This window comes from Variovorax sp. Soil_C_33, from assembly GCF_057656935.1.
Genome location: NZ_JBDGJK010000016.1, coordinates 111,733 through 131,772 on the forward strand (window position 1 = coordinate 111,733; position 20,040 = coordinate 131,772).

The window sequence follows — 20,040 nt, forward strand, 5'->3', positions numbered from 1 at the left end:
CGTGCAACGGTGCACGGCAGTCACTGTCGAGCGCGGACTCGAAGCCAGTAGGAAGCCTGTTTGAAGCGAAAGGCGCTGTGTGAAGTCCGTGTGAAGTGCGCGGGAGGCCGCACTTCACATGCGCTTCGGATGGCGGCGCGAGCATCGCCGCATCGTCATCGACGAGGAGAGATTCCCATGCTTCAGACACTTCGAAATTCCGTGCTGCTCAAGGTCTTCGGCCTCCTGGCCCTGACCGTGCTGCTGTGCATTCCGCTCGGCCAGATCGAGTCGCTCAACCGCGAGCGCGGCCGCAGCCAGCAGGAGGCGGCGCAGGAGCTCGCCGCCACCTATGCCGGCGCGCAAACCGTGATCGGCCCGCTGCTGGTCGTGCCCTACGTGGAGCGCTGGATGGAGCCGCTGCGCGATGCACAGGGCCGGATCGTCGGCCAGGAAGCGCGCAGCAAGGAGATGGCGCATCTGCTGTTCCCCGACAAGCTGCACATCGAGGGCAGCCTGGCGCCGCAGGAACGCTACCGCGGGATCTTCCGGATCCCGTTCTACACGCTGAACGCGTCGCTTTCCGGCGCCTTCGGGGCCTTCGATCCGGCCACGCTGCCGTCGAGCGAGAAGGGCTCGACGATCGAGCTCAAGCCGCCTTACATGGCCTTCAACGTCAGCGACCTGCGCGGGCTCGACGGTTCGCCCGCGCTGCAGGCCGGCGCCGAGACGCTGCGCTTCCAGCAGCGCCTGCCGGGTCTTGCCGACGAGGCCTGGCTCGCGAACGGCATCCATGCGCCGCTCGCGGGCAGCGCGCTGGCGGCCTGGCAGGCGAAGCAGCCGCTGCCCTTCCAGCTCAAGCTCGGGCTGGTCGGGCAGGAGAAGCTGGCGATGGTGCCGATCGGCGAGGAGACCACCGCGCACCTGACCTCGCCCTGGGCGCATCCGAGCTTCGGCGGCCGCTTCCTGGCTTCGGAGCGCACCGTGACGTATCAGGGCTTCGTTGCGCGCTGGCGCGTGTCCTCGCTCGTGACCTCGGCGCGCGAGGAAGTGCGCAGCGGCATGAAGGGTCCCAAGTCGCCTGCAGCGCTGCAGAGCTTCGATGTCTCGCTCGCGCAGCCGCTCAACGTCTACTCGATGTCGACGCGGGCGACGAAATACGGGCTCCTGTTCATCGGCCTGGTGCTGATGGCGGCCTTCATGTTCGAGCTGTTCCGAAAGCTGCGCCTGCATCCGGTGCAGTACGGGCTGGTCGGCCTCTCGATCGCGCTGTTCTTCCTGCTGCTGCTGGCGCTGTCGGAGAAGGTGGCATTCTGGCTCGCCTACGCCGGCGCGGCAGGTGCCAGCGTGCTGCTGCTGGCGGTGTACTTCAGCGCCGTGCTGGGCGGCTGGCAGCGCGGCGCCTCCTTCGGCGCCTATGTGGCGCTGCTCTACGGCGCGCTGTACGGGCTGCTCGCGTCAGAAAGCAATGCGCTGCTGCTCGGGGCCTTGCTGATCTTCGGCATGCTTGCCGTGCTGATGCTGGCGACGCGCAAGGTCGACTGGTATGCCTTGTCGACGGGAAGCGGCAAGCCCGCCGCTGCTGCCGGAGCGCAGTCATGAAGGCCGGCTTGCAACGCGTCCTGTTCTGGGGCGTTGTCGCTGCGGCAGGCAGCGCGGCCGCGCTGTTATGCGCTGCCGGCATCGCCGTGGCGGTGATCTATCCGAATCTGCCGGATGTCTCGGAGCTTTCCGACTACCGGCCCAAGCTGCCGCTGCGAGTCTTCACCTCCGACGGTGTGCTGATTGGCGAGTTCGGCGAAGAGCGGCGCCAGCTCATTCCGATCGCCGACATGCCCCGGTCGCTGAAGAACGCGGTGGTCGCGGTCGAGGATGCGCGCTTCTACGCGCATGGTGGCGTCGATGCCAAGGGCCTGCTGCGCGCGGTGCTGGCGAACCTGCGGCACGGCACGCGCCAGGGCGCATCCACCATCACGCAGCAGGTGGCGCGCAACGTCTACCTGAGCTCGGAGCGCACGCTGACGCGCAAGGCCTACGAGGCCCTGCTTGCGTTCCGGCTCGAAGAGCGGCTCAGCAAGGACCAGATCCTCGAGATCTACCTGAACCAGATCTTCCTCGGCCACCGTGCTTACGGCTTCGCAGCGGCTTCGGAGGTCTATTTCGGCAAGCCCCTGAAGGACATCACGCTCGCGGAGGCCGCCATGCTGGCGGGCGTGCCGAAGGCGCCCGATGCCAACAATCCGCTGAAGAATCCCCGCCGCGCGCGGGCCCGCCAGTTGTATGTGCTCGATCGCATGCAGGAGGTCGGCGCCATCACGGCCGCGCAGGCGGCGCAGGCGAAGAAGGAAGCGCTGCATCTGCGCGACCCCTCCGAGCCGAAGCGCCTGCATGCGGAATACGTGGCCGAGACGGTGCGCCAGCTGATGTATGCGCAGTACGGCAGCAGTACCTACACGCGCGGCCTCCAGGTCACGACCTCGCTCGTGGCGGCCGATCAAGCGGCGGCCTACAAGGCGCTGCGCCGCGGCATCATGGACTACGAACGGCGCCAGCCCTATCGCGGGCCCGAGCGCTTCGTCGACCTGCCCGCCGAACCCGCCGAGCTCGACGATGCCGTCGATGAGGCTCTGGCCGCGCATCCCGACAACGACGATGTGCTCTCCGCCGTGGTGCTGCAGGCCGACGCGAAGGAGGTCAGCGCCGTGCGTGCCAACGGCGATCAACTGAGCATCACGGGCGAGGGCCTGCGCCTTGCGCAGGCGGGCCTGTCGCAACGGGCCGCGCCGAACGTGCGCGTGCGGCGCGGCGCAGTGATCCGCGTGGCGAAGACGCCCAAGGGCGCGTGGGAGATCGTCCAGATGCCCGAAGTCGAAGGCGCCTTCGTGGCGCTGGACCCGCGCGACAGTGCGATCAAGGCGCTGGTGGGTGGCTTCGATTTCGGCAAGAGCAAGTTCAACCACGTGACGCAGGCCTGGCGCCAACCGGGCTCGAGCTTCAAGCCCTTCATCTATTCGGCCGCGCTCGAGAAGGGCTTCACGCCGGGCACCATCGTCAACGATGCGCCGCTGTTGTTCGACCGCGCCGCGACCGGAAGCCAGCCGTGGGAGCCGAAGAACTACGACGGCAGTTTCGATGGAGCCATGTCGCTGCGGCGCGCGCTCGAGCAATCGAAGAACATGGTGACGATCCGCGTGCTCGAGTCGATCGGCCCACGCTTCGCGCAGGACTGGATCGGCAACTTCGGATTCGAGCGTGCCAAGCATCCGGCCTACCTGCCGATGGCGCTCGGCGCAGGCTCCGTCACGCCGATGCAGATGGCGGCCGCCTACGGCGTGTTCGCCAACGGCGGCTATCGCGTCAGCCCCTGGCTCGTGACGCGCATCACCGACCCCAAGGGCCAGGTGCTGTTCGAGGCCGAGCCGCCGGTGCGCGACGAGAGCGTACGCGCCATCTCGCAGCGCAATGCCTTCGTCATGGCTTCGCTGCTGCAAAGCGTGGTCACGAACGGCACCGGCTTCAAGGCCCATCAGGCGCTCAAGCGTGGCGACCTCTACGGCAAGACCGGCACCACCAACGATTCGATCGACACCTGGTTCGCCGGCTTCCAGCCAAGCCGCGTCGGCATCGCCTGGATCGGCTACGACACGCCGCGCCAGCTCGGCGTTCGCGGCGAGACCGGCGGCAGCCTGAGCCTGCCGATCTGGACCGGCTACATGCAGGCGGCGCTGCAGGGCGTGCCGATGGCCGAGCTGCCGGCGCCCGACGGCGTGGTGAAGGTCGACGGCGAGTGGTACTACGACGACTACGCGCCGGGCCGCGGCATCACCAGCCTGGGCATTGACACCGGCCCGACGCCGCCGGCCGAGGCGCTGGCCGCGGTGCCGGTCAGCGCGATGCCGCCGCCGGAGGAGCGCAACCGCATCCTCGACTTGTTCAGGTAGCGGATGCCATCCGGCTGTCGTCGCGGCCCTTCTATGATCGCGCGCATATGCAGCCGCACCGCGTGATGCCAATCGACCAGGACGCCGTGACGGTGGGTGTGGTGCGCTACGCGCCGGCCAAGTCGCTGTGGTTCGTCGGCATGTCGACGGTCGCGATCATCGGCGGGGCGCTCAGTTTCAGCTGGAGCGCCTTGCTGCTTTTTGCGGGGAGCACCGGCGTCGTGCTGCTGTTCGGTCATTCGCTGGGCAGTCACCGCAAGCTGATCCACAACAGTTTTCAATGTCCGCGGTGGCTTGCGTATGCCTGGGTCTGGTGCGGCGTGCAGGTCGGGCTGGGTGGGCCGTTGGGGTTGTTGCGTCAACACGATCTTCGCGATTGCGCGCAGCGCCTGCCGGTATGCCACGACTACCTACGCCATGGCCGTGCGTGCTGGATCGACGCCTGGTGGCAACTGCATTGCGAGCTGCAATTGGCTGATCCGCCGCACGTCGAGATCGAGGCCGCGGTGGCCGAAGACCCTTTCTATCGCTGGCTCGAACGCACGTGGATGCTGCAGCAATTGCCGCTGGCGGTCCTGTTCTGGTTTTGGGGTGGCTGGGGATACGTCGTTTGGGGGGTCTGCGCACGCATCGCTGCCGGCGTCTTCGGCCATTGGCTCGTCGGCTGGTTCGCGCACAACCATGGCGGCATGCACCACGAGGTGCGTGGCGCCGCCGTGCAAGGTCGCAATATTCGCTGGACGTCCCTGCTGACCATGGGCGAGGGCTGGCACAACAACCACCATGCGTTTCCGGGCTCGGCGCGGCTGGGCCTCAGAGCCGGGGAGTGGGATCCGGGCTGGTGGGTGCTCAGCGCGCTGAACCGCATCGGGCTCGTGTGGGAGCTGCGCCTGCCTGCCGATCTGCCGGCACGTCCCGAGCTGATATCGCTGGGTGATTCTGGCGAGCCCACGGTGTCGGGTGCAGAACCGAAGAGAGTCACTGGGGCAGGAGTTCCGAGAATGAACGGCTGACGCCGGAAACCTCCCTGAAGGCTGCCGCTATCGGTGCGGCTGTGTGGGCAGCGTGAGCGTCGCAAGCGCGCCGCCGCGCGGCGCGTTCGCGAGCTCGATGCGGCCGCGGTGCAGCGCCGCGATCTCCTTCACGAAGGCCAGGCCGAGGCCGGTGCTCTTCTTCTGGCTGTGCGGGCGCGCAAGCGAATAGAACTTCTCGAACACCTTGTCCTTCGCGTAGTCGGGGATGCCGCGGCCGTGGTCGCGTACCGTGACGCGGGCCTCGCGCGCGCCGGCATGCAGCGCGAGCGCGACCTCGGCGCCCGGCGGCGAGAAGTCGATCGCGTTGTCGAGCAGGTTGCTGACCGCGCGGCGCAAGAGGAAGGGATCGCCCTCGACGCGGGCCTCGGTGTCGATCGCGACATGCAGCCGGATCTCGCGCGCCGCCGCGGCGCCCTGCGCGCTCGCGGCGACCTCCCGCAGCAGCGGCGCCAGTGCGACCGGCTCGCTGCGCTCCAGCGCGCGCTGGGTCTCCAGTGCCGTCAGCTCCATCATGCGGTCGACAATCTCCTGGATGCGCTCGGTCTCGCTCGCGATGTTGGCGAGGAAGCGCTCGCGCTCGGCCTGCGGCATGGAGGGTTCCTGCAGGAGCTCGGCCGCACCGCGGATCGCCGACAGCGGGCTCTTGATCTCGTGCGTGAAGGTCTGCACGTAGTCGGCTACGTAGTTGCGGCCGGTCAGCGCGTCGCGAATCTCTCCGACGCCGCTGCGCAGCGTGTCGACCGCGCGGCGTACCATGCGCCCGAGGCTCCAGCTGCGCTGGCTGCGCAGCCAGCGCCAGTAATCGGAAATCAGACCGAAGGGCCGCACCAGCCAGACCGACATGATGAGCGCCAGCAGCAAGAGCGCGAAGGCCGAGCCGACGCCGACCCACAGCGTGCGCGCGCGTGCGTCCTCGACGAACTGGCCGAAGCTCTGCACCGGCTTGCCGACGCTGACCACGCCGACGATCTCGTTGTTCCAGCGCACCGGTGCGGCCGCGTACATCACGGAGGTCATCGGGTCGCCTTCGATGTCGCGCGAGGTGCGCGCGCCGTAGACGCCGGCCAGCGTGCGGCTCACGTCGCTCCATTTCGAGAAGTCGGCGCCGACGCTGCGGCCCAGCGAATCGAAGAGCACGCGGCCTGAGCGGTCGGTGACGTAGATGCGCAGTTCGACGCGGCTCTTGTGCAGGTTGTAGATCTGGGCCGAGAACTGGCGCGCGTAGGCCGAACGGAACAGCGGCTCCAGCCGCGCCGTGTTGATGGCGCCGGCGATCACGTCCTGCTCGATCAGGCTGGCCATCAGCTGCGAGGTCTCGACCAGCGACTCCTCGGCCGACTCGCGGTAGCGCGGGTCGATGTCGGACACCACGCGGTAGAGCAGGAAGGCGATGCCCGCCGTGTAGATCAGCAGGATGCCGATGAAGATGCGGGTTCTTCTGCTCAAGGGATGGGCCCCATGCCCGGCGCCGGCCTGGTGCTCATCTCCGATTCGCCGGCAACTCTTCGTTGAGCGCGTAGCCCGTGCCGCGCAGGGTGCGGATCGGTTCGACCTCCGGCGCGATGGCGCGCAGCTTGGCGCGCAGGGTCTTGATGTGCGCGTCGACGGTGCGGTCGAAGCTGTCGCTGGCATCGTCCCAGACCAGTTGCAGCAGCTCGTCGCGCGTGAACACTCGGCCCGGGCGCTGGATCAGCAGGCGCAACAGGCCGTACTCGTAGCGCGAGAGTTCGAGCAGGCGGCCGTAGTAGCGGATCTGCATGCGCTCGGCATCGAGCGTGAAGGGCGCGGGGGGCGCACTCTTCGGCGGTGCAGCGGGCGCTGCCGAGCCGTTGCCGCGCCCGCTGCGCCGCAGGATCGTGCGCACGCGCGCCACCAGCTCGCGCGGAGAAAAGGGCTTGGCAATGTAGTCGTCGGCGCCGAGCTCGAGGCCGACCACGCGGTCGATCTCGTCGCTGCGCGCGGTGAGGAAGAGCATCGGCACCTCGGCGCCGCCGGCTTCGCGGTTCAGGGCCTGCAGGCGCTTGAAGAGCTCGAAGCCGTTCATGTCGGGCAGGCCGACATCCAGGATCGCGAGCGCGGGCGGATCGGCGGCGAATTGCGCGATCGCCTCCTCGGCCGTGGCGCACCAGACGGGCGCGAAACCGTCGGTCTTGAGCACGTACTGCAGGGTGTCGGCGATGCCCGACTCGTCTTCGGCGATCAGGATCCGGGGGTTGAAGGGCATGTTTCGGATGGTAGCGGGCCGGAACCTTTGCGCGCGATGCCGAACGAACAGGGCCTTGCATTCTGGAGAACCGCACCGTGACCCCATCCGAAACCCGGGCCATCGTCACCCTCAGCCTGCTGGCGGCTTTCGTCGACGGCGAGAAGCACGAGCGCGAACGCGCAGAGATCAAGCGCATTGCCGAAGGGCTCTCGCAGGCCGACGGCGTGCAGCTGCCCATGCTCTATCAAGACGTGCTGATGAAACGCGTGTCGCTGCCCGCAGTGGCGGCGGAGTTGAAGAGTTCCGAATCGAAGCAGCTCGCCTACGAAATGGCGGTCTGCGTCTGCGATGCCGACGGCACGCAATCGGAGGCCGAGCGCATGTTCCTCGCCGACGTGCGCAGCTCGCTCGGGCTCGATGCGCCGGCGGCGCAGCAGTTCGCCAAGGAGGCCGAGGAGATCGCGGCGGTGCCGCTCACTACGGGTGCCGCCACGGTTTCCGCGGCGCCGGCCGCCACCGTCGACAACGCCGAGCTCGACCAGGCGATCCTCAACGCCGCGATCCTGAACGGCGCGCTCGAGCTGCTGCCCGAGACGCTCTCGACCATGGCCATCATCCCGCTGCAGATGAAGCTGGTCTACCGCATCGGCCGCGCACACGGCTACGAGCTCGACAGCGGCCATGTGAAGGACTTCCTCGCCACGGTCGGCGTCGGCCTGACCTCGCAGTACCTCGAACAGGCCGGGCGCAAGCTGCTGGGCGGCCTGCTCGGCAAGGTCGGCGGCGGGATGCTGCGCGGCCTCGGCAAGCAGGCGGTGAGCTCGGGCATGAGCTTCGCGACCACCTATGCGCTGGGCCATGTCGCCAAGCGCTACTACGCAGGCGGGCGCACGCTGTCGACGCAGATGCTGAAGGAGGCGTATGCGAGCGTCACGCAGGAAGCCCAGGGCCTGCAGACGCGCTACCTGCCGGCGATGCAGGAGAAGGCGCGCACGCTGGACGCCGGGAAAATCCTGTCGATGGTGCGCGGAGCCTAGCCTTGGCGCTTCAATGCAGATCGAAGCAGCAGCCCGCGTAATAGGGCTTGTCGCCGCCGTCGACGAAAGGCACCTCGATGGGCTTGCCCTCGTTGCGCCAGGCGTCGCGCCGCTTGTACCCGGCGGCGGCGAGCTCGGCGAAGAGCTCGTCGTGGTGCTGGATCCGGTAGGGACAGACGGCGAAGCCGATGCTGTTGAGCGTGTAGAGCGTGCGCTCGGGATGCACCGCCGTCGTGTTGAGGATGATGCGCCGCGGCTTCACGGCAAGCGCGGCGATGATTTCGGACATGTGCGTCGGCAGGTACTGCAGGCTGCCCGAGGCGTAGAGCACGTCGCAGCCGCTCGCGTCGCGCCAGTCGGTGGTGAAGCCGAGCTGCGCGCTGGCCTCGCGCTGCACCGCGAGCTCCCGGCCGCTCTCCACCACCTTGGGCACGTCGCAGACGGTCCAGCGCAGGTCGGCAGGGTAGTGGAGCATGCGGCGAAAGGCGTAGTACTTGATGCCGACGTGGCCGCCCAGGTCGAAGATGCTGCGCATGCCGTCGTCGAGCGCGCGGCCTAGCCAGAACAGGCCCGGGTAGTCGTAGAAAGCGACCTGGTGACTGTAGAAGGCATCCGCCGGGGCGTTGTCGTATCCGACGGCCTTGGAGGGCGGCGCGCCGGCTTCGGCAGCGGCGAAGCTCTCGAAGGAACCCATGAACAGGTTCTCTTCGCGGTTGTCCAGGAACTTGCGGCGGTAGGCAGCTTCGCGGACCGATGACGGCAGCAGACTCGACAGCATGGAAGCCCTCTTTGCTCACGGTGGATGCAGCGCATATTTTGCACTTTGAAACATAAAGTATTCAACTGTTTCGTGCATTTTCCGGTGTCTCCGGCTGGCTTCAGCTCGGGCCTGGCTTCACTGCGCCTGGTAGCCGGCGTTCTCGATCGCCACGATGATGTCCTGCCGCGGCTGATGGCTCAGCACGTCGACATGGCCGGTTTCGAGATCGACCGTGACCTGCGCCTCGGGATCGACCGTCTGCACTGCGTTCTGAACGGCGCTCGCGCAATGGGCGCAGCTCATGCCCAGGACCTGGAATTTCTGGCTCATCGTTGCTCCTTTCATGGGGATGACGCGCAAGTGTCAACCTTCTCACGTTGTCAACGTCCAGTACAGGGGCGCTCGCCGCTTGCCGTATCCTCGCCTGCGGCCCGCGGCATGCCCCGGTAACGAACTCTCCACTCCCTGTCCCATGCGAATCCTGCTGGTCGAAGACGATGCGGTGCTGCGCGGCGTGATGCTGCGCAGCCTGGGCGATGCCGGGCATCGCGTGGACGTCGCGGCGAACGTGGAGGATGCCGACCACCTGTGGCGCGTGCAGCTCTTCGATGCGGTGCTGCTCGATCTCAGCCTGCCGGCAACCGCCAGCCCGACCAGCGGCCTCGCCAGCGGGCTCACCGTGCTGCGCCAGGCACGCGCACGCGGCGACCGCACGCCAGTGCTGGTGCTGACCGCGCGCGATCGCACCGAGGAGCGCATCGCCGGCCTCGATGCGGGCGCCGACGACTACCTCGGCAAGCCTTTCGACCTGGCCGAGGTGGAGGCGCGTCTGCGCGCGCTGGTGCGCCGCGCGCAGGGCACCGAGGACATCGCCACGCTGGGCCGGCTGCGGCTGGACCGCAAGGCGCGCCGCTTCTCGATGGCCGGCGCGCCGCTGGAGCTGCCGGCGCGCGAGTTCGAGGTCTTGTGGGAGCTCATGAGTCCGCCGGGCCGCGCGGTCAGCAAACGGACCATGTCCGACAAGCTCTCCAGCTTCGACGATGCGCTGGGCGACAACGCGCTGGAGGCCTTCATCTCGCGCCTGCGCAAGAAGCTCGCGGGCAGCGGCGCGGCGATCCGCACGCTGCGCGGCATCGGCTACCTGCTGGAAGCGGCCGAGTGAAGCCGGCGCCGCGCCGGGCGTCGGCGGGCGCGCCTTCGCTCACTTCGCGCGTGCTGCGGCGCGTGCTGCTGCCGCTGGCCCTGACCTGGCTGGTGGGCACCGCAGTGGCGGTAGCGGTGGCCGGCCACTTCACCGAGCAGGCCTTCGACCGCGCCTTGCTCGACGATGCCTATTCGGTGTCGGCCAACGTGGAGGCCGGCGAGCGCGACATCCAGTTGCAGCTGTCGCCGCGCGAGGTCACGAGCGTGCTCTTCGACCAGTCCGAAACGGTGTACTTCGCGGTGCTGCGGCCCGACGGCTCGCGGCTCGCCGGCCACCCGGGACTGCAGGCACCGGCGCCGGAGGAGGGCGCGCGGCATCGCTTTTCCGATGTGGACTACGGGGGCCAGGCGCTGCGCGCGGTGGTGCTGAACCACGACGCGCCCAAGGCATTCCGCGTCGTGATCGCGCAGACCACGCGCGCACGCAGCGCGCTGGTCGAGCGGCTGCTGCTCTATTCGCTGGCGCCGCAGGGCGTGCTGCTGGCGCTGCTGGCCATCTGGCTGTGGCGCGGCATCGAGGGCGAGCTGCGCCCGCTCGGCGAGCTGCGCCAGACGCTGGACCGCCGCGATGCGCATGACCTGGCGCCGGTGCCGGTGGCGCGCGGCTCGCGTGAACTCGAGCGCCTGGGCGAGACGCTCAACGCGCTGTTCGAACGCTTGGGCCACAGCGTGCGTGCGCAGCGCGAATTCGCGGGCAACGTGGCGCACGAACTGCGCACGCCGCTGGCCGGCATCCGCGCCCTGGCCGACTACGGCCTCGCGCAGCAGGCGCCGGCCGTGTGGCGCAAACAGCTGGCGCAGATCGCCGCGAGCCAGGCGCGCGCGAGCCACCTGGTCGACCAGCTGCTCGCCCTGGCACTGGCCGACGAGGGCCGCACCGGCCTGCAGCGCATGCCGCTTCGACTCGACGAATTGGTGGAGCAGGCGGTGCTGCGCCATCTCGCGCGCGCCGATGCACAGGGCGTGGACCTGGGCGCGCTCGGTCTGGACCAGCCGGTGACGGTGCAGGCCAGCGCCGCACTGGTCGAAGGCATCCTCGACAACCTGATCGACAACGCGCTGCGCTACGGCGGCCGCACCATCACCATCGAGCTTGCGGGTCGCACGCTCGCCGTGATCGACGACGGCCCCGGCATCGCGCCCGAGGTCCAGCGCGACCTGCTGCAGCGCTGGTCGCAAGGCCCGGCCGGGCAGAAGCTGGGGCAGGGCGCCGGCCTCGGGCTGGCGATCGTGGCGCGCTATGCCGCGCTGCTGGACGCCGAGCTGCACTTCGACAAGGCCTCCGACGCGGGCGGGCTGCGGGTCAGCGTGGCCTTCGCGCCGAGCCCGCCCGGGGACGGTCAGCCCAGCGCCGGATAGTCGATGTAGCCCTTCGCGCCGCCGCCGTAGAAGGTGTTCTTGTCCCAGGGATTGAGCGGCGCGCCTTCGCGCAGGCGGCGCACCAGGTCGGGGTTGGAGATGAAGGGCTTGCCGAAGGCCACGAGGTCGTCGCCTTCCTTCAAGGCCTCTTCGGCCAGCGGCTTGTCGTAGCCGTTGTTCACCATCCAGGCACCCTTGCCGCCGGCCCGGCGGTAGGCGGCCTTGAGGGCTTCGTAGTCGAAGGGGCGGTCTTCCAGCTCGCGCGGGCCGCCGGTGGCGCCCTCGACGACGTGGATGTAGGCCAGGTTGAGCGTGGCGAGCTGTTTCACGACGTACTCGAAGAGCGGCTGCGGATTCTGGTCGTGCACGTCGTTGGCCGGCGTCACCGGCGAGATGCGGATGCCGGTGCGGCCGCCGCCGACCGCGTCCACCACGGCACGCGTCGCTTCGAGCAGCAGGCGGGCGCGGTTCTCGATGCTGCCGCCGTAGTCGTCGCTGCGCTGGTTGCTGCCGGTCTTGAGGAACTGGTCGAGCAAGTAGCCGTTGGCGGCATGCACCTCGACGCCGTCGAAGCCGGCCGTCTCGACGGCATTGCGTGCCGCCGCAGCGTAGTTGTGGACGATGCCGGGCAGCTCGCTCGCGTCGAGCGCGCGCGGCTCGGAGGTCTCGACGTAAGTGGGAACGCCGTCCCTGAAGAGCACGGTCTTGGTCCTGGCCGTGATGGCCGAGGGCGCGACCGGCTGGCCGCCGTCTGGCTGCAGCTCGTTGTGCGAGACCCGGCCCACGTGCCAGAGCTGGACCACGATCTTGCCGCCCTGCGCGTGTACCGCATCGGTCACGCGCTTCCAGGCCTCGAGCTGCTCGCTGCCGTAGAGGCCGGGCACGTCGGCATAGCCCTGGCCCTGCTGGCTGATCGCGGTGGCTTCGGTGATCAGCAGTCCGGCACTGGCGCGCTGCGCGTAGTAGGTGGCGGTGATGTCGCGCGGCACGGCGTCGGGCGAGCGGTTGCGCGTGAGCGGCGCCATGACGATGCGGTTGGCCAGCTTCAGGTGGCCGGCCTGGATGGGGTCGAAGAGGGAGGACATCGGTTCTGCTTGTTGGGGTGGATGAGCAGCGCGAACGGTAAACCGGCGCGCCTAACCGTGCTGCCGCGGGGTTGTCGGTTTGCTGCTAGGGGATGCAGCAGAATGCCCGCACGCCATGACGATGCACGCCACCACGCTCACGCCCGCGCAGGCCTTGCGCCTCGCGCTCGCGTTGTCGATGGGAGCCGCGGTTTCGCTCGGCATCACGCGCTTCTCCTATGCCTTGCTGCTGCCGCCGATGCGCGCGGACCTGGGCTGGAGCTACACGCTGGCAGGCGCGATGAACACCGCGAACGCGGCCGGCTACCTGCTGGGCGCGTTGATGACGCCGGCGTTGATGCGGCGCTTCGGACCGGTGCGCCTGCTGGTCGGCGGCGCGCTGTGGGCCAGCCTGTTCATGGCGGCCAGCGGCTTCTTCACCTCGGCCTCGGCGCTGCTGCTTCAGCGCTTGCTGGCCGGGCTGGCGAGCGCCTGGGTGTTCGTCGCGGGCGGGCTGCTGGCGGCGCGGCTCGGGACGCTGCAGCCTTCGCGCGCCGGGTTCCTGCTGGGCCTGTACTACGGCGGCACGGGCTTCGGCATCACGCTGTCGGCCTTGCTGGTGCCGCCGGTCTTGCAGGCCGCGGCGAGCGAAGCACATGGCTGGGCCTGGGCCTGGTGGGCATTGGCGCTGGCGAGCTTCGCGGGGACGGCCGTGCTGGGTTTCGCGGCGCATGCCATGCCCGGCGGGGCGCATGCATCAGCGGCTGCGGCGTCGACGCAGGAGCCTGCCGCGCAGCCCGCGCACGTGCATCGCTTCGGCTGGGCGCTCTGCGGCTATGCGCTTTTCGGAGCCGGCTACATCGGCTACATGACTTTCGTGGTCGCGCTGCTGCGCGAGCAGGGCGCGAGCCCGCTCCGTATCACGATCTTCTATGCGCTGCTCGGCGTGGCCTGCGTGGCGTCGTCGCGGCTCTGGGCCGGCTTGCTGGATCGCTTCCACGGCGGCCAGCCGCAGGCGGTGCTCAATGCGCTGCTGGGCCTGGCGACGCTGCTGCCGGTGCTGAGCGCGGCGTGGCCGGTGACGCTGGTCTCGGGACTGCTGTTCGGCGCGGTGTTCCTGTCGGTCGTGGCCTCGACCACCGCGCTGGTGCGCCACAACCTGCCGGCCGAACAATGGGCCACCGGCATCAGTGCCTTCACGATCATCTTCGCGCTGGGGCAGATCGTGGGGCCCACCGTGACCGGCTGGATCTCCGACGGCCCGGGCGGGCTGGGGCGCGGCCTGGTGGCCTCGGCGATCACCTTGTGGGCTGGGGCGGCGCTGGCCTCGCGGCAGCGGCCGCTGCTGCTTACTTGAGCAGGCCTTCGGTCTTCATGGCTTCCTGCACCGCCGGACGGGCGCCGACGCGTGCGTGCCAGGCCTGAACGTTCGCGTAGGGCGAGATGTCGACGCCGGTCGGCTTGGTCCAGTTGGTGACGGTGAACAGGTAGCCGTCGGCCACCGTGAAGTGCTCGCCCATCAGATAGCTCTTGCCTTCGAGCTCGCCGTTGAGCCACTCGTAGCGCGATTGCAGTTTGGTCCTGAAGATGGCCTTGGCTTCTTCGGGCATGTTGGGGTTGAACATCGGCGAGTAGGTCTTGTGCATCTCGGTGCCGATGAAGGTGAGCCACTCCTGCAGCCGGTAGCGCGAGAGCGTGCCATTGGCGGGGGCGAGGTTCTTGGTCGGCGCGAGGTCGGCGATGTATTGCACGATGGCCGGACCTTCGCGCAGGCGCGTGCCGTCGTCGAGCTCGAGCATCGGAACGTAGCCGAGCGGGTTGATGCCGTAGTAGTCGGTGCCGTCCTGCAGTTTGTGGCTCTTGGTGCTGGCGAGCACGGGTTCGAAGGCGAGGCCCGCTTCGCGCAGCGCGATATGGGGCGACAGCGAGCAGGCGCCCGGCGAGTAGTACAGCTTCATGCGAAAAACTCCAATGGATGTTCGGAAAGCGTTCTTTCTTGCAAACGCGAGGCCGATGCTAGCGGGTTCGCTGCGAGCGCGTTTGTCCTACGGGGCCTTGGGCACGGCGACTATCGGGGCGATCGGCACGTCTTTCTAAGCTGCAGGCACCGCGGACCGGTGTCCGCACAAGGAGCTCGCTCATGTTGAAGTACGCCATTGTTTTCGCAGTGATCTCGCTGATCGCCGGCGCGCTTGGCTTCGGCGGCGTGGCGGCCGGCGCGGCTGGCATCGCGAAGGTGCTGTTCGGCCTGTTCCTGATCCTGGCCGTCGTGTTCCTCGTTCTTGCCGCCCTGGGGGTGGGCGCAGTCAAGAAGGCCATCGATTGACGCACTATTCGAACGTGGAGACGGTGCTCGACTACGAGGTCGAGGCGCCGTCGCACCTGGTGTTCAACATCGAGGCCGCGCGCAGCGGCGCACAGGCCGTGATCAGCGAGGATCTGGCGATCGTGCCGGCAGTGGAGATGCAGGCTTTCTGCGACGAGGGCAGCGGCAATCGCTTCATCCGCTTCGATGCAAACCCGGGGCCGCTGAAGATCCGCTACCGGGCCAGTGTGCAGCGCGCGCACGTGGAAGTGCCGCCGGATCTGGCCGAAGTGCCGGTGAACCAGGTGCCCAACGAGATCCTCCACTACATGATGCCGACGCGCTATTGCGAGTCGGACCTGATGTCGCGCTGCGCGCAGCAGCTCTTCGGCGACCTGCCGCCGGGCATCGGCCGCGTGCAGGCGATCGCCGACTGGATCCACGACAGCATCACCTACGAGCCGGGCAGCAGCGACTCGACCACAACCGCGCGCGAGGTCTTCGTCGAACGCGCCGGCGTGTGCCGCGATTTCGCGCACCTGGGCATCACGTTCTGCCGCGCGCTCAACATTCCGGCGCGGCTGGTGGTGGGCTATGTGTGGTTCGACGAGCCGCCGCAGGACTTCCACGCGGTGTTCGAGGCCTGGCTGGGCGGGCGGTGGGTCCTGTTCGATGCCACGCGCATGGCGCGGGTCGACCGGCTGGTGCGCGTGGGCACGGGGCGCGATGCGAAGGACGTCGCTTTCTGCACCATCTTCGGGCCGGTGCGCATGACCGGCAAGTCGCTGGTCGTGCGCGAGCTGCAGGACGAACGCCTCACGCCGCCTGCAGCGCCGGCGCCGAGCGGGCAGCTGGTGGGGATCGAGAAGCCGGAGCCGGTGGCCGCAACGACCGAATTGCTATCAAATTGATAGCAAAAGATCCAGGCCCGATCGGTCGCAGGCGCTTGTCCCTGTGCGCGGCACGGAGCGGCGCCCGCGATTAAAATTGGCGCCCCTTTCCGCGAGCGCACGCGCAGGTGCGCCCCCACTCTCCATGCTGTACCCCGAAGAATTCGATGTGATCGTCGTCGGCGGCGGCCATGCCGGCACCGAAGCCGCGCTGGCCTCCGCGCGCATGGGCGCGCGCACGCTGCTGCTCACCCACAACATCGAGACGCTGGGGCAGATGAGCTGCAACCCCTCGATCGGCGGCATCGGCAAGGGCCACCTGGTCAAGGAGGTCGATGCGCTGGGCGGCGCAATGGCGATCGCGACCGACGAGGGCGGGATCCAGTTCCGCATCCTCAATTCGAGCAAGGGGCCGGCCGTGCGAGCCACGCGCGCGCAGGCCGACCGCGTGCTCTACAAGGCCGCGATCCGGCGCCGGCTCGAGAACCAGCCTAATCTGTCGCTGTTCCAGCAGGCGGTCGATGACCTGATGATCGAAGGCGACCGCGTCGTCGGCGCGATCACGCAGGTCGGTATCGCGTTTCGCGCGCGGGCGGTGGTGCTGACCGCTGGTACCTTTCTCGACGGCCGCATCCATGTCGGGCTCGACAACTACCAGGCCGGCCGCGCGGGCGACCCGCCGGCAGTCAGCCTGTCGGCGCGCCTCAAGGAACTGAAGCTCCCGCAGGGCCGGCTCAAGACGGGGACGCCGCCTCGGCTGGACGGGCGAAGCATCGATTTCTCGAAGTGCGTCGAGCAGCCGGGAGACGGCATGCCGGGCGGTGCCGGGCCGATGCCGGTCTTCAGCTTCATGGGCCGGGCCGACATGCACCCGCAGCAGATGCCGTGCTGGATCACGAACACCAACGCACGCACGCACGAGATCATCCGCTCCGGTTTCGACCGCAGCCCGATGTTCACCGGCAAGATCGACGGCATCGGGCCGCGCTACTGCCCGAGCGTCGAAGACAAGATCAATCGCTTTGCCGACAAGGAAAGCCACCAGATCTTCCTGGAGCCCGAAGGCCTGACGACCAACGAGTACTACCCGAACGGGATCTCGACCAGCCTGCCGTTCGACATCCAGTACCAGCTGGTGCGCTCCATGGCCGGGCTGGAGAACGCCCACATCCTGCGACCGGGCTACGCGATCGAGTACGACTACTTCGATCCGCGCGAACTCAAGAGCAACTTCGAGACGCGCGCGATCCAGGGGCTGTTCTTTGCGGGGCAGATCAACGGCACCACCGGCTACGAAGAGGCGGCGGCGCAGGGCTTATTCGCCGGCATCAACGCGGCGCTGCAATGCAGAGGGGAGGCCGCCTGGCTGCCCCGGCGCGACGAAGCCTATCTGGGTGTGCTGGTCGACGACCTGATCACCAAGGGCGTGACCGAGCCCTATCGCATGTTCACCAGCCGTGCCGAGTTCCGGCTCCAACTGCGCGAAGACAACGCCGACATGCGGCTCACCGAGATGGGGCGCAAGCTGGGCCTGGTGGACGATGCGCGCTGGGATGCCTTCTCGCGCAAGCGCGATCTTGTTTCACGTGAAACAGAGCGCTTGCGTTCGATCTGGGTCAATCCGCGCAACCTGCCGGCGGCGGAATCCGAGCGCGTGCTCGGCAAGCCGATCGAGCGGGAGTACAACCTGGGCGATCTGCTGCGCCGGCCCAATGTGAGCTATGCCTCGCTGATGTCGCTAAACGGCGGCAAGTACGGCTGCGAGCAGGCGCTGGGCGAATCGGAGATCGAACAGATCGAGATCGCGGCGAAGTACGCCGGCTACATCGACCGCCAGCATGACGAGGTCGAGCGGGCGGCGCACTTCGAGAATCTCAAGCTGCCTGCCGACCTCGACTACAGCCAGGTCGCCGCGCTGAGCTTCGAGGTGCGGCAGAAGCTGAGCAAGCACCGGCCGGAAACCTTGGGGCTGGCCTCGCGCATCTCCGGGGTGACGCCGGCGGCCATCTCCTTGCTGATGATCCATCTGCGCAAGGGCGGGCACCGCGCCTTCGCCAAGGACGCGGCGGCCGAGCCGCAGCAGATCGGCGAATGAGCCAGCATCTGGCGCTGCGCGAGGGTGCAGCCAAACTCGGCCTCGCCCTGAGCGATCGCCAGTGCGAACGGCTGCTGGCCTACGGCGCGCTCATCCTCAAGTGGAACAAGGTCTACAACCTGACGGCGTTGCGCGATCCGGCGACGGTGCTGACGCATCATCTGCTGGACAGCCTGTCGGTGATCGGGCCGCTGAACCGTGAATGGCCGGGGAGAGCGAAGCTGCTCGACGTCGGCGCCGGTGCCGGCTTGCCGGGCGTGGTGATTGCGATCCTGCGCGAGGACATCGAGGTCAACTGTCTCGATGCGGTGGCCAAGAAGGCCGCTTTCGTCCAGCAGGTCGCGGCCGAGCTGGGGCTGTCCAATCTGCGGGGCGTGCACGCGCGCGTCGAATCGCTGGCTGGAAGCTACGAGCTCATCAGTTCGCGCGCCTTCGCCTCGCTGCCCGACTTCTTCAGCGGTTCGAGGCATCTGCTGGCGCCCGCCGGGCTTTGGCTGGCCATGAAGGGCAAGATGCCCGACGACGAACTTGCCGAGCTGCCGCCCGGAATCGATGTGTTTCACGTGGAACAATTGAGCGTTCCGGGCCTCGATGCGGAGCGTTGCATCGTCTGGGCGCGAAAACCTGCCGCCTGACAGGCGCCCGGTGCGTCGACCTCGCTTAGACTCGACGCTCTCCCATCGAAGGCAAATTCCATGTTCGGCATCGCTGACTACGGCGCGTTCGTCGCCGCCATCATCCTCTTTCTCGCGATTCCCGGGCCCGGGAACCTGGCGATCATTACTTCGACGGGCAAAGGCGGAATCCGCGGCGGATTGGCGGCTGCCTTCGGCCTGATCGCCGGAGACCAGATGCTGATGTGGGCTGCGGTGGCCGGCGTCGCCGCCTTGTTGGGTGCCTATCCGGCCGCATTCAAGGCCGTCCAGTGGCTGGGCGCGGCCTACCTGGCCTGGCTGGGCTTCAAGATGCTGACCGCCAAACCCGGCGCTGCGCCGATTCTGAACATCCGGCCGCGGCAGTACTTCCGTCAGGCCTTGATGATCACGCTGCTGAACCCGAAGGCCATCGTTTTCTACATGGCCTTCTTCCCGCTCTTCGTCGATCCGGCGCGCCACCAGGGGCTCACCACCTTCGCGGTGATGGCGCTGACGATCGCCGTGCTGACCTTCGTCTATTGCCTGATCGCGACGCTGCTCACGCACTTCCTCGCCGAGCGCCTGCGCGCCAATCCCCGCATCTCGGCCATGCTGGAAAAGCTGGCCGGCGTCTTCCTGATCGCCTTTGGCGTCAAGCTGGCGGTGTCCCGATAGCATGGCGAAGATCTTCTGCATCGCGAACCAGAAGGGCGGCGTCGGCAAGACCACGACCACCGTCAACCTGGCCGCCGGCTTGGCCAAGGTGGGCCAGCGGGTCCTGATGATCGACCTCGACCCGCAGGGCAACGCCACCATGGGCTCGGGCATCGACAAGCGGAAGCTGGAAACGACGGTGTACGACGTGCTGCTCGAATCCGCTTCTGTGGCCGAAGCGCGGGTGAAGTCCGAAAAGTGCGGCTATGACGTGCTGGGCGCGAACCGCGAATTGGCCGGCGCCGAAGTGGAAATGGTCGCGCTCGACCGACGCGAAAAGCGCCTGCGCACGGCATTGGCCGCCATCGGCGCCGAGTACGACTTCATCCTGATCGACTGCCCGCCGAGCCTGAGCCTGCTCACGCTCAATGGCTTGTGCTGCGCCCACGGCGTGATCGTGCCGATGCAGTGCGAGTATTTCGCACTCGAAGGGCTGACCGACCTGGTCAACACCATCAAGCAGGTGCACGCCAACCTCAACAAGAACCTGCAGATCATCGGCCTGCTGCGCGTGATGTTCGATCCGCGCATCACGCTGCAGCAGCAGGTCAGCGAACAGCTCAAGTCCCACTTCGGCGAAAAAGTGTTCGACACCGTGATCCCGCGCAATGTGCGGCTGGCCGAGGCGCCAAGCTACGGCCTGCCAGGCGTGGTCTTCGATCCGGCGGCCCGGGGCAGCCAGGCGTTCATCGCCTTTGCGCAGGAGCTGGTCGAGAAGATGCCGCCGGCCAGTGCGATGGCGGGTGCCGCCACCGCGCCCGCGCCGGAACCGATGGATGCGCCGCCGGTGGCGATCCAGAATCCGAACGGCCTCTGAG

19 protein-coding genes are annotated in these 20,040 nt (G+C 68.1%); 13 read left to right on the plus strand and 6 right to left on the minus strand.

Annotated elements, in window-relative coordinates:
* Nucleotides 1-177: 177 nt before the first annotated feature.
* From creD to AC3A6B_RS22830, 3 genes are read left to right on the plus strand one after another with little or no spacing between them, the layout of a single operon-like run.
* A complete protein-coding gene (gene creD, locus AC3A6B_RS22820; protein WP_487838926.1) occupies nt 178-1,581 on the plus strand; it encodes a cell envelope integrity protein CreD in 1,404 nt (467 codons plus the stop codon).
* A complete protein-coding gene (locus AC3A6B_RS22825) occupies nt 1,578-3,920 on the plus strand; it encodes a penicillin-binding protein 1A (protein ID WP_487838927.1) in 2,343 nt (780 codons plus the stop codon). Before creD ends, AC3A6B_RS22825 begins: the two co-directional genes overlap by 4 nt.
* A gap of 47 nt (nt 3,921-3,967) precedes the next feature.
* Nucleotides 3,968-4,933 carry an acyl-CoA desaturase gene (locus tag AC3A6B_RS22830; RefSeq protein ID WP_487838928.1) on the plus strand — a complete coding sequence of 322 codons (966 nt, stop codon included), beginning with the start codon at nt 3,968-3,970 and terminating at the stop codon, nt 4,931-4,933.
* A 27-nt stretch (nt 4,934-4,960) separates the two neighbouring features.
* Here AC3A6B_RS22830 and creC read toward each other — a convergent pair whose 3' ends face one another.
* Together creC and creB are read right to left on the minus strand one after the other, a co-directional pair.
* Nucleotides 4,961-6,400 carry a two-component system sensor histidine kinase CreC gene (gene creC, locus AC3A6B_RS22835; protein ID WP_487838929.1) on the minus strand — a complete coding sequence of 480 codons (1,440 nt, stop codon included), beginning with the start codon at nt 6,398-6,400 and terminating at the stop codon, nt 4,961-4,963.
* A 34-nt stretch (nt 6,401-6,434) separates the two neighbouring features.
* Nucleotides 6,435-7,178: a two-component system response regulator CreB gene (creB, locus tag AC3A6B_RS22840; RefSeq protein ID WP_487838930.1), complete on the minus strand. Its 744-nt coding sequence runs from the start codon at nt 7,176-7,178 to the stop codon at nt 6,435-6,437.
* Between the two features lie 77 nt (nt 7,179-7,255).
* Between creB and AC3A6B_RS22845 the strand changes: the two genes are divergently transcribed.
* Nucleotides 7,256-8,197: a YcjF family protein gene (locus AC3A6B_RS22845; RefSeq protein ID WP_487838931.1), complete on the plus strand. Its 942-nt coding sequence runs from the start codon at nt 7,256-7,258 to the stop codon at nt 8,195-8,197.
* A gap of 10 nt (nt 8,198-8,207) precedes the next feature.
* Here the strand turns inward: AC3A6B_RS22845 and AC3A6B_RS22850 are convergent, their stop codons facing one another.
* Complete coding sequence (locus tag AC3A6B_RS22850; RefSeq protein ID WP_487838932.1) at nt 8,208-8,975, minus strand: TIGR04325 family methyltransferase; 768 nt, start codon at nt 8,973-8,975, stop codon at nt 8,208-8,210.
* Nucleotides 8,976-9,092: 117 nt separating this feature from the next.
* Entirely contained in the window at nt 9,093-9,287 is a 195-nt protein-coding gene (locus tag AC3A6B_RS22855) for a heavy-metal-associated domain-containing protein (protein WP_093106988.1), read from the minus strand.
* A gap of 142 nt (nt 9,288-9,429) precedes the next feature.
* On the opposite strand from AC3A6B_RS22855, the gene AC3A6B_RS22860 reads away from it, so the two are divergent.
* Both AC3A6B_RS22860 and AC3A6B_RS22865 read left to right on the plus strand, forming a co-directional pair.
* Nucleotides 9,430-10,119, plus strand: coding sequence for a response regulator (locus AC3A6B_RS22860; protein WP_487838933.1), 690 nt, complete (start codon nt 9,430-9,432; stop codon nt 10,117-10,119).
* The gene (locus AC3A6B_RS22865) at nt 10,116-11,519 is read left to right on the plus strand and encodes a sensor histidine kinase (RefSeq protein WP_487838934.1); all 1,404 of its coding nucleotides are present in this window, start codon (nt 10,116-10,118) and stop codon (nt 11,517-11,519) included. The genes AC3A6B_RS22860 and AC3A6B_RS22865 overlap by 4 nt, the downstream gene beginning before the upstream one ends.
* Here AC3A6B_RS22865 and AC3A6B_RS22870 read toward each other — a convergent pair.
* Nucleotides 11,501-12,604, minus strand: coding sequence for an alkene reductase (locus AC3A6B_RS22870; RefSeq protein WP_487838935.1), 1,104 nt, complete (start codon nt 12,602-12,604; stop codon nt 11,501-11,503). The two genes, AC3A6B_RS22865 and AC3A6B_RS22870, sit on opposite strands and share 19 nt — an antisense overlap.
* A gap of 115 nt (nt 12,605-12,719) precedes the next feature.
* Here AC3A6B_RS22870 and AC3A6B_RS22875 point away from each other — a divergent pair, with 115 nt between their 5' ends.
* Nucleotides 12,720-13,940 carry a YbfB/YjiJ family MFS transporter gene (locus AC3A6B_RS22875; protein WP_487838936.1) on the plus strand — a complete coding sequence of 407 codons (1,221 nt, stop codon included), beginning with the start codon at nt 12,720-12,722 and terminating at the stop codon, nt 13,938-13,940.
* On the opposite strand, the gene gstA is transcribed toward AC3A6B_RS22875, so the two are convergent.
* Entirely contained in the window at nt 13,933-14,541 is a 609-nt protein-coding gene (gstA, locus tag AC3A6B_RS22880) for a glutathione transferase GstA (protein ID WP_487838937.1), read from the minus strand. The genes AC3A6B_RS22875 and gstA overlap by 8 nt on opposite strands.
* 182 nt (nt 14,542-14,723) lie before the next feature.
* On the opposite strand from gstA, the gene AC3A6B_RS22885 reads away from it, so the two are divergent.
* From AC3A6B_RS22885 to AC3A6B_RS22910, 6 genes are all read left to right on the plus strand, one after another.
* Nucleotides 14,724-14,909, plus strand: a complete 186-nt coding sequence (locus AC3A6B_RS22885; protein WP_126839808.1) for a DUF1328 family protein — start codon at nt 14,724-14,726, stop codon at nt 14,907-14,909.
* Nucleotides 14,906-15,799 carry a transglutaminase-like domain-containing protein gene (locus tag AC3A6B_RS22890; RefSeq protein ID WP_487838938.1) on the plus strand — a complete coding sequence of 298 codons (894 nt, stop codon included), beginning with the start codon at nt 14,906-14,908 and terminating at the stop codon, nt 15,797-15,799. The genes AC3A6B_RS22885 and AC3A6B_RS22890 overlap by 4 nt, the downstream gene beginning before the upstream one ends.
* Nucleotides 15,800-15,923: 124 nt before the next feature.
* Nucleotides 15,924-17,873: a tRNA uridine-5-carboxymethylaminomethyl(34) synthesis enzyme MnmG gene (gene mnmG, locus AC3A6B_RS22895; protein WP_487838939.1), complete on the plus strand. Its 1,950-nt coding sequence runs from the start codon at nt 15,924-15,926 to the stop codon at nt 17,871-17,873.
* Nucleotides 17,870-18,508 carry a 16S rRNA (guanine(527)-N(7))-methyltransferase RsmG gene (gene rsmG / locus AC3A6B_RS22900; RefSeq protein ID WP_487838940.1) on the plus strand — a complete coding sequence of 213 codons (639 nt, stop codon included), beginning with the start codon at nt 17,870-17,872 and terminating at the stop codon, nt 18,506-18,508. The genes mnmG and rsmG overlap by 4 nt, the downstream gene beginning before the upstream one ends.
* 60 nt (nt 18,509-18,568) lie before the next feature.
* Nucleotides 18,569-19,183 carry a LysE family transporter gene (locus AC3A6B_RS22905; protein WP_487838941.1) on the plus strand — a complete coding sequence of 205 codons (615 nt, stop codon included), beginning with the start codon at nt 18,569-18,571 and terminating at the stop codon, nt 19,181-19,183.
* A 1-nt stretch (nt 19,184) separates the two neighbouring features.
* Complete coding sequence (locus tag AC3A6B_RS22910; RefSeq protein ID WP_487838942.1) at nt 19,185-20,039, plus strand: ParA family protein; 855 nt, start codon at nt 19,185-19,187, stop codon at nt 20,037-20,039.
* Nucleotide 20,040 lies beyond the last annotated feature (1 nt).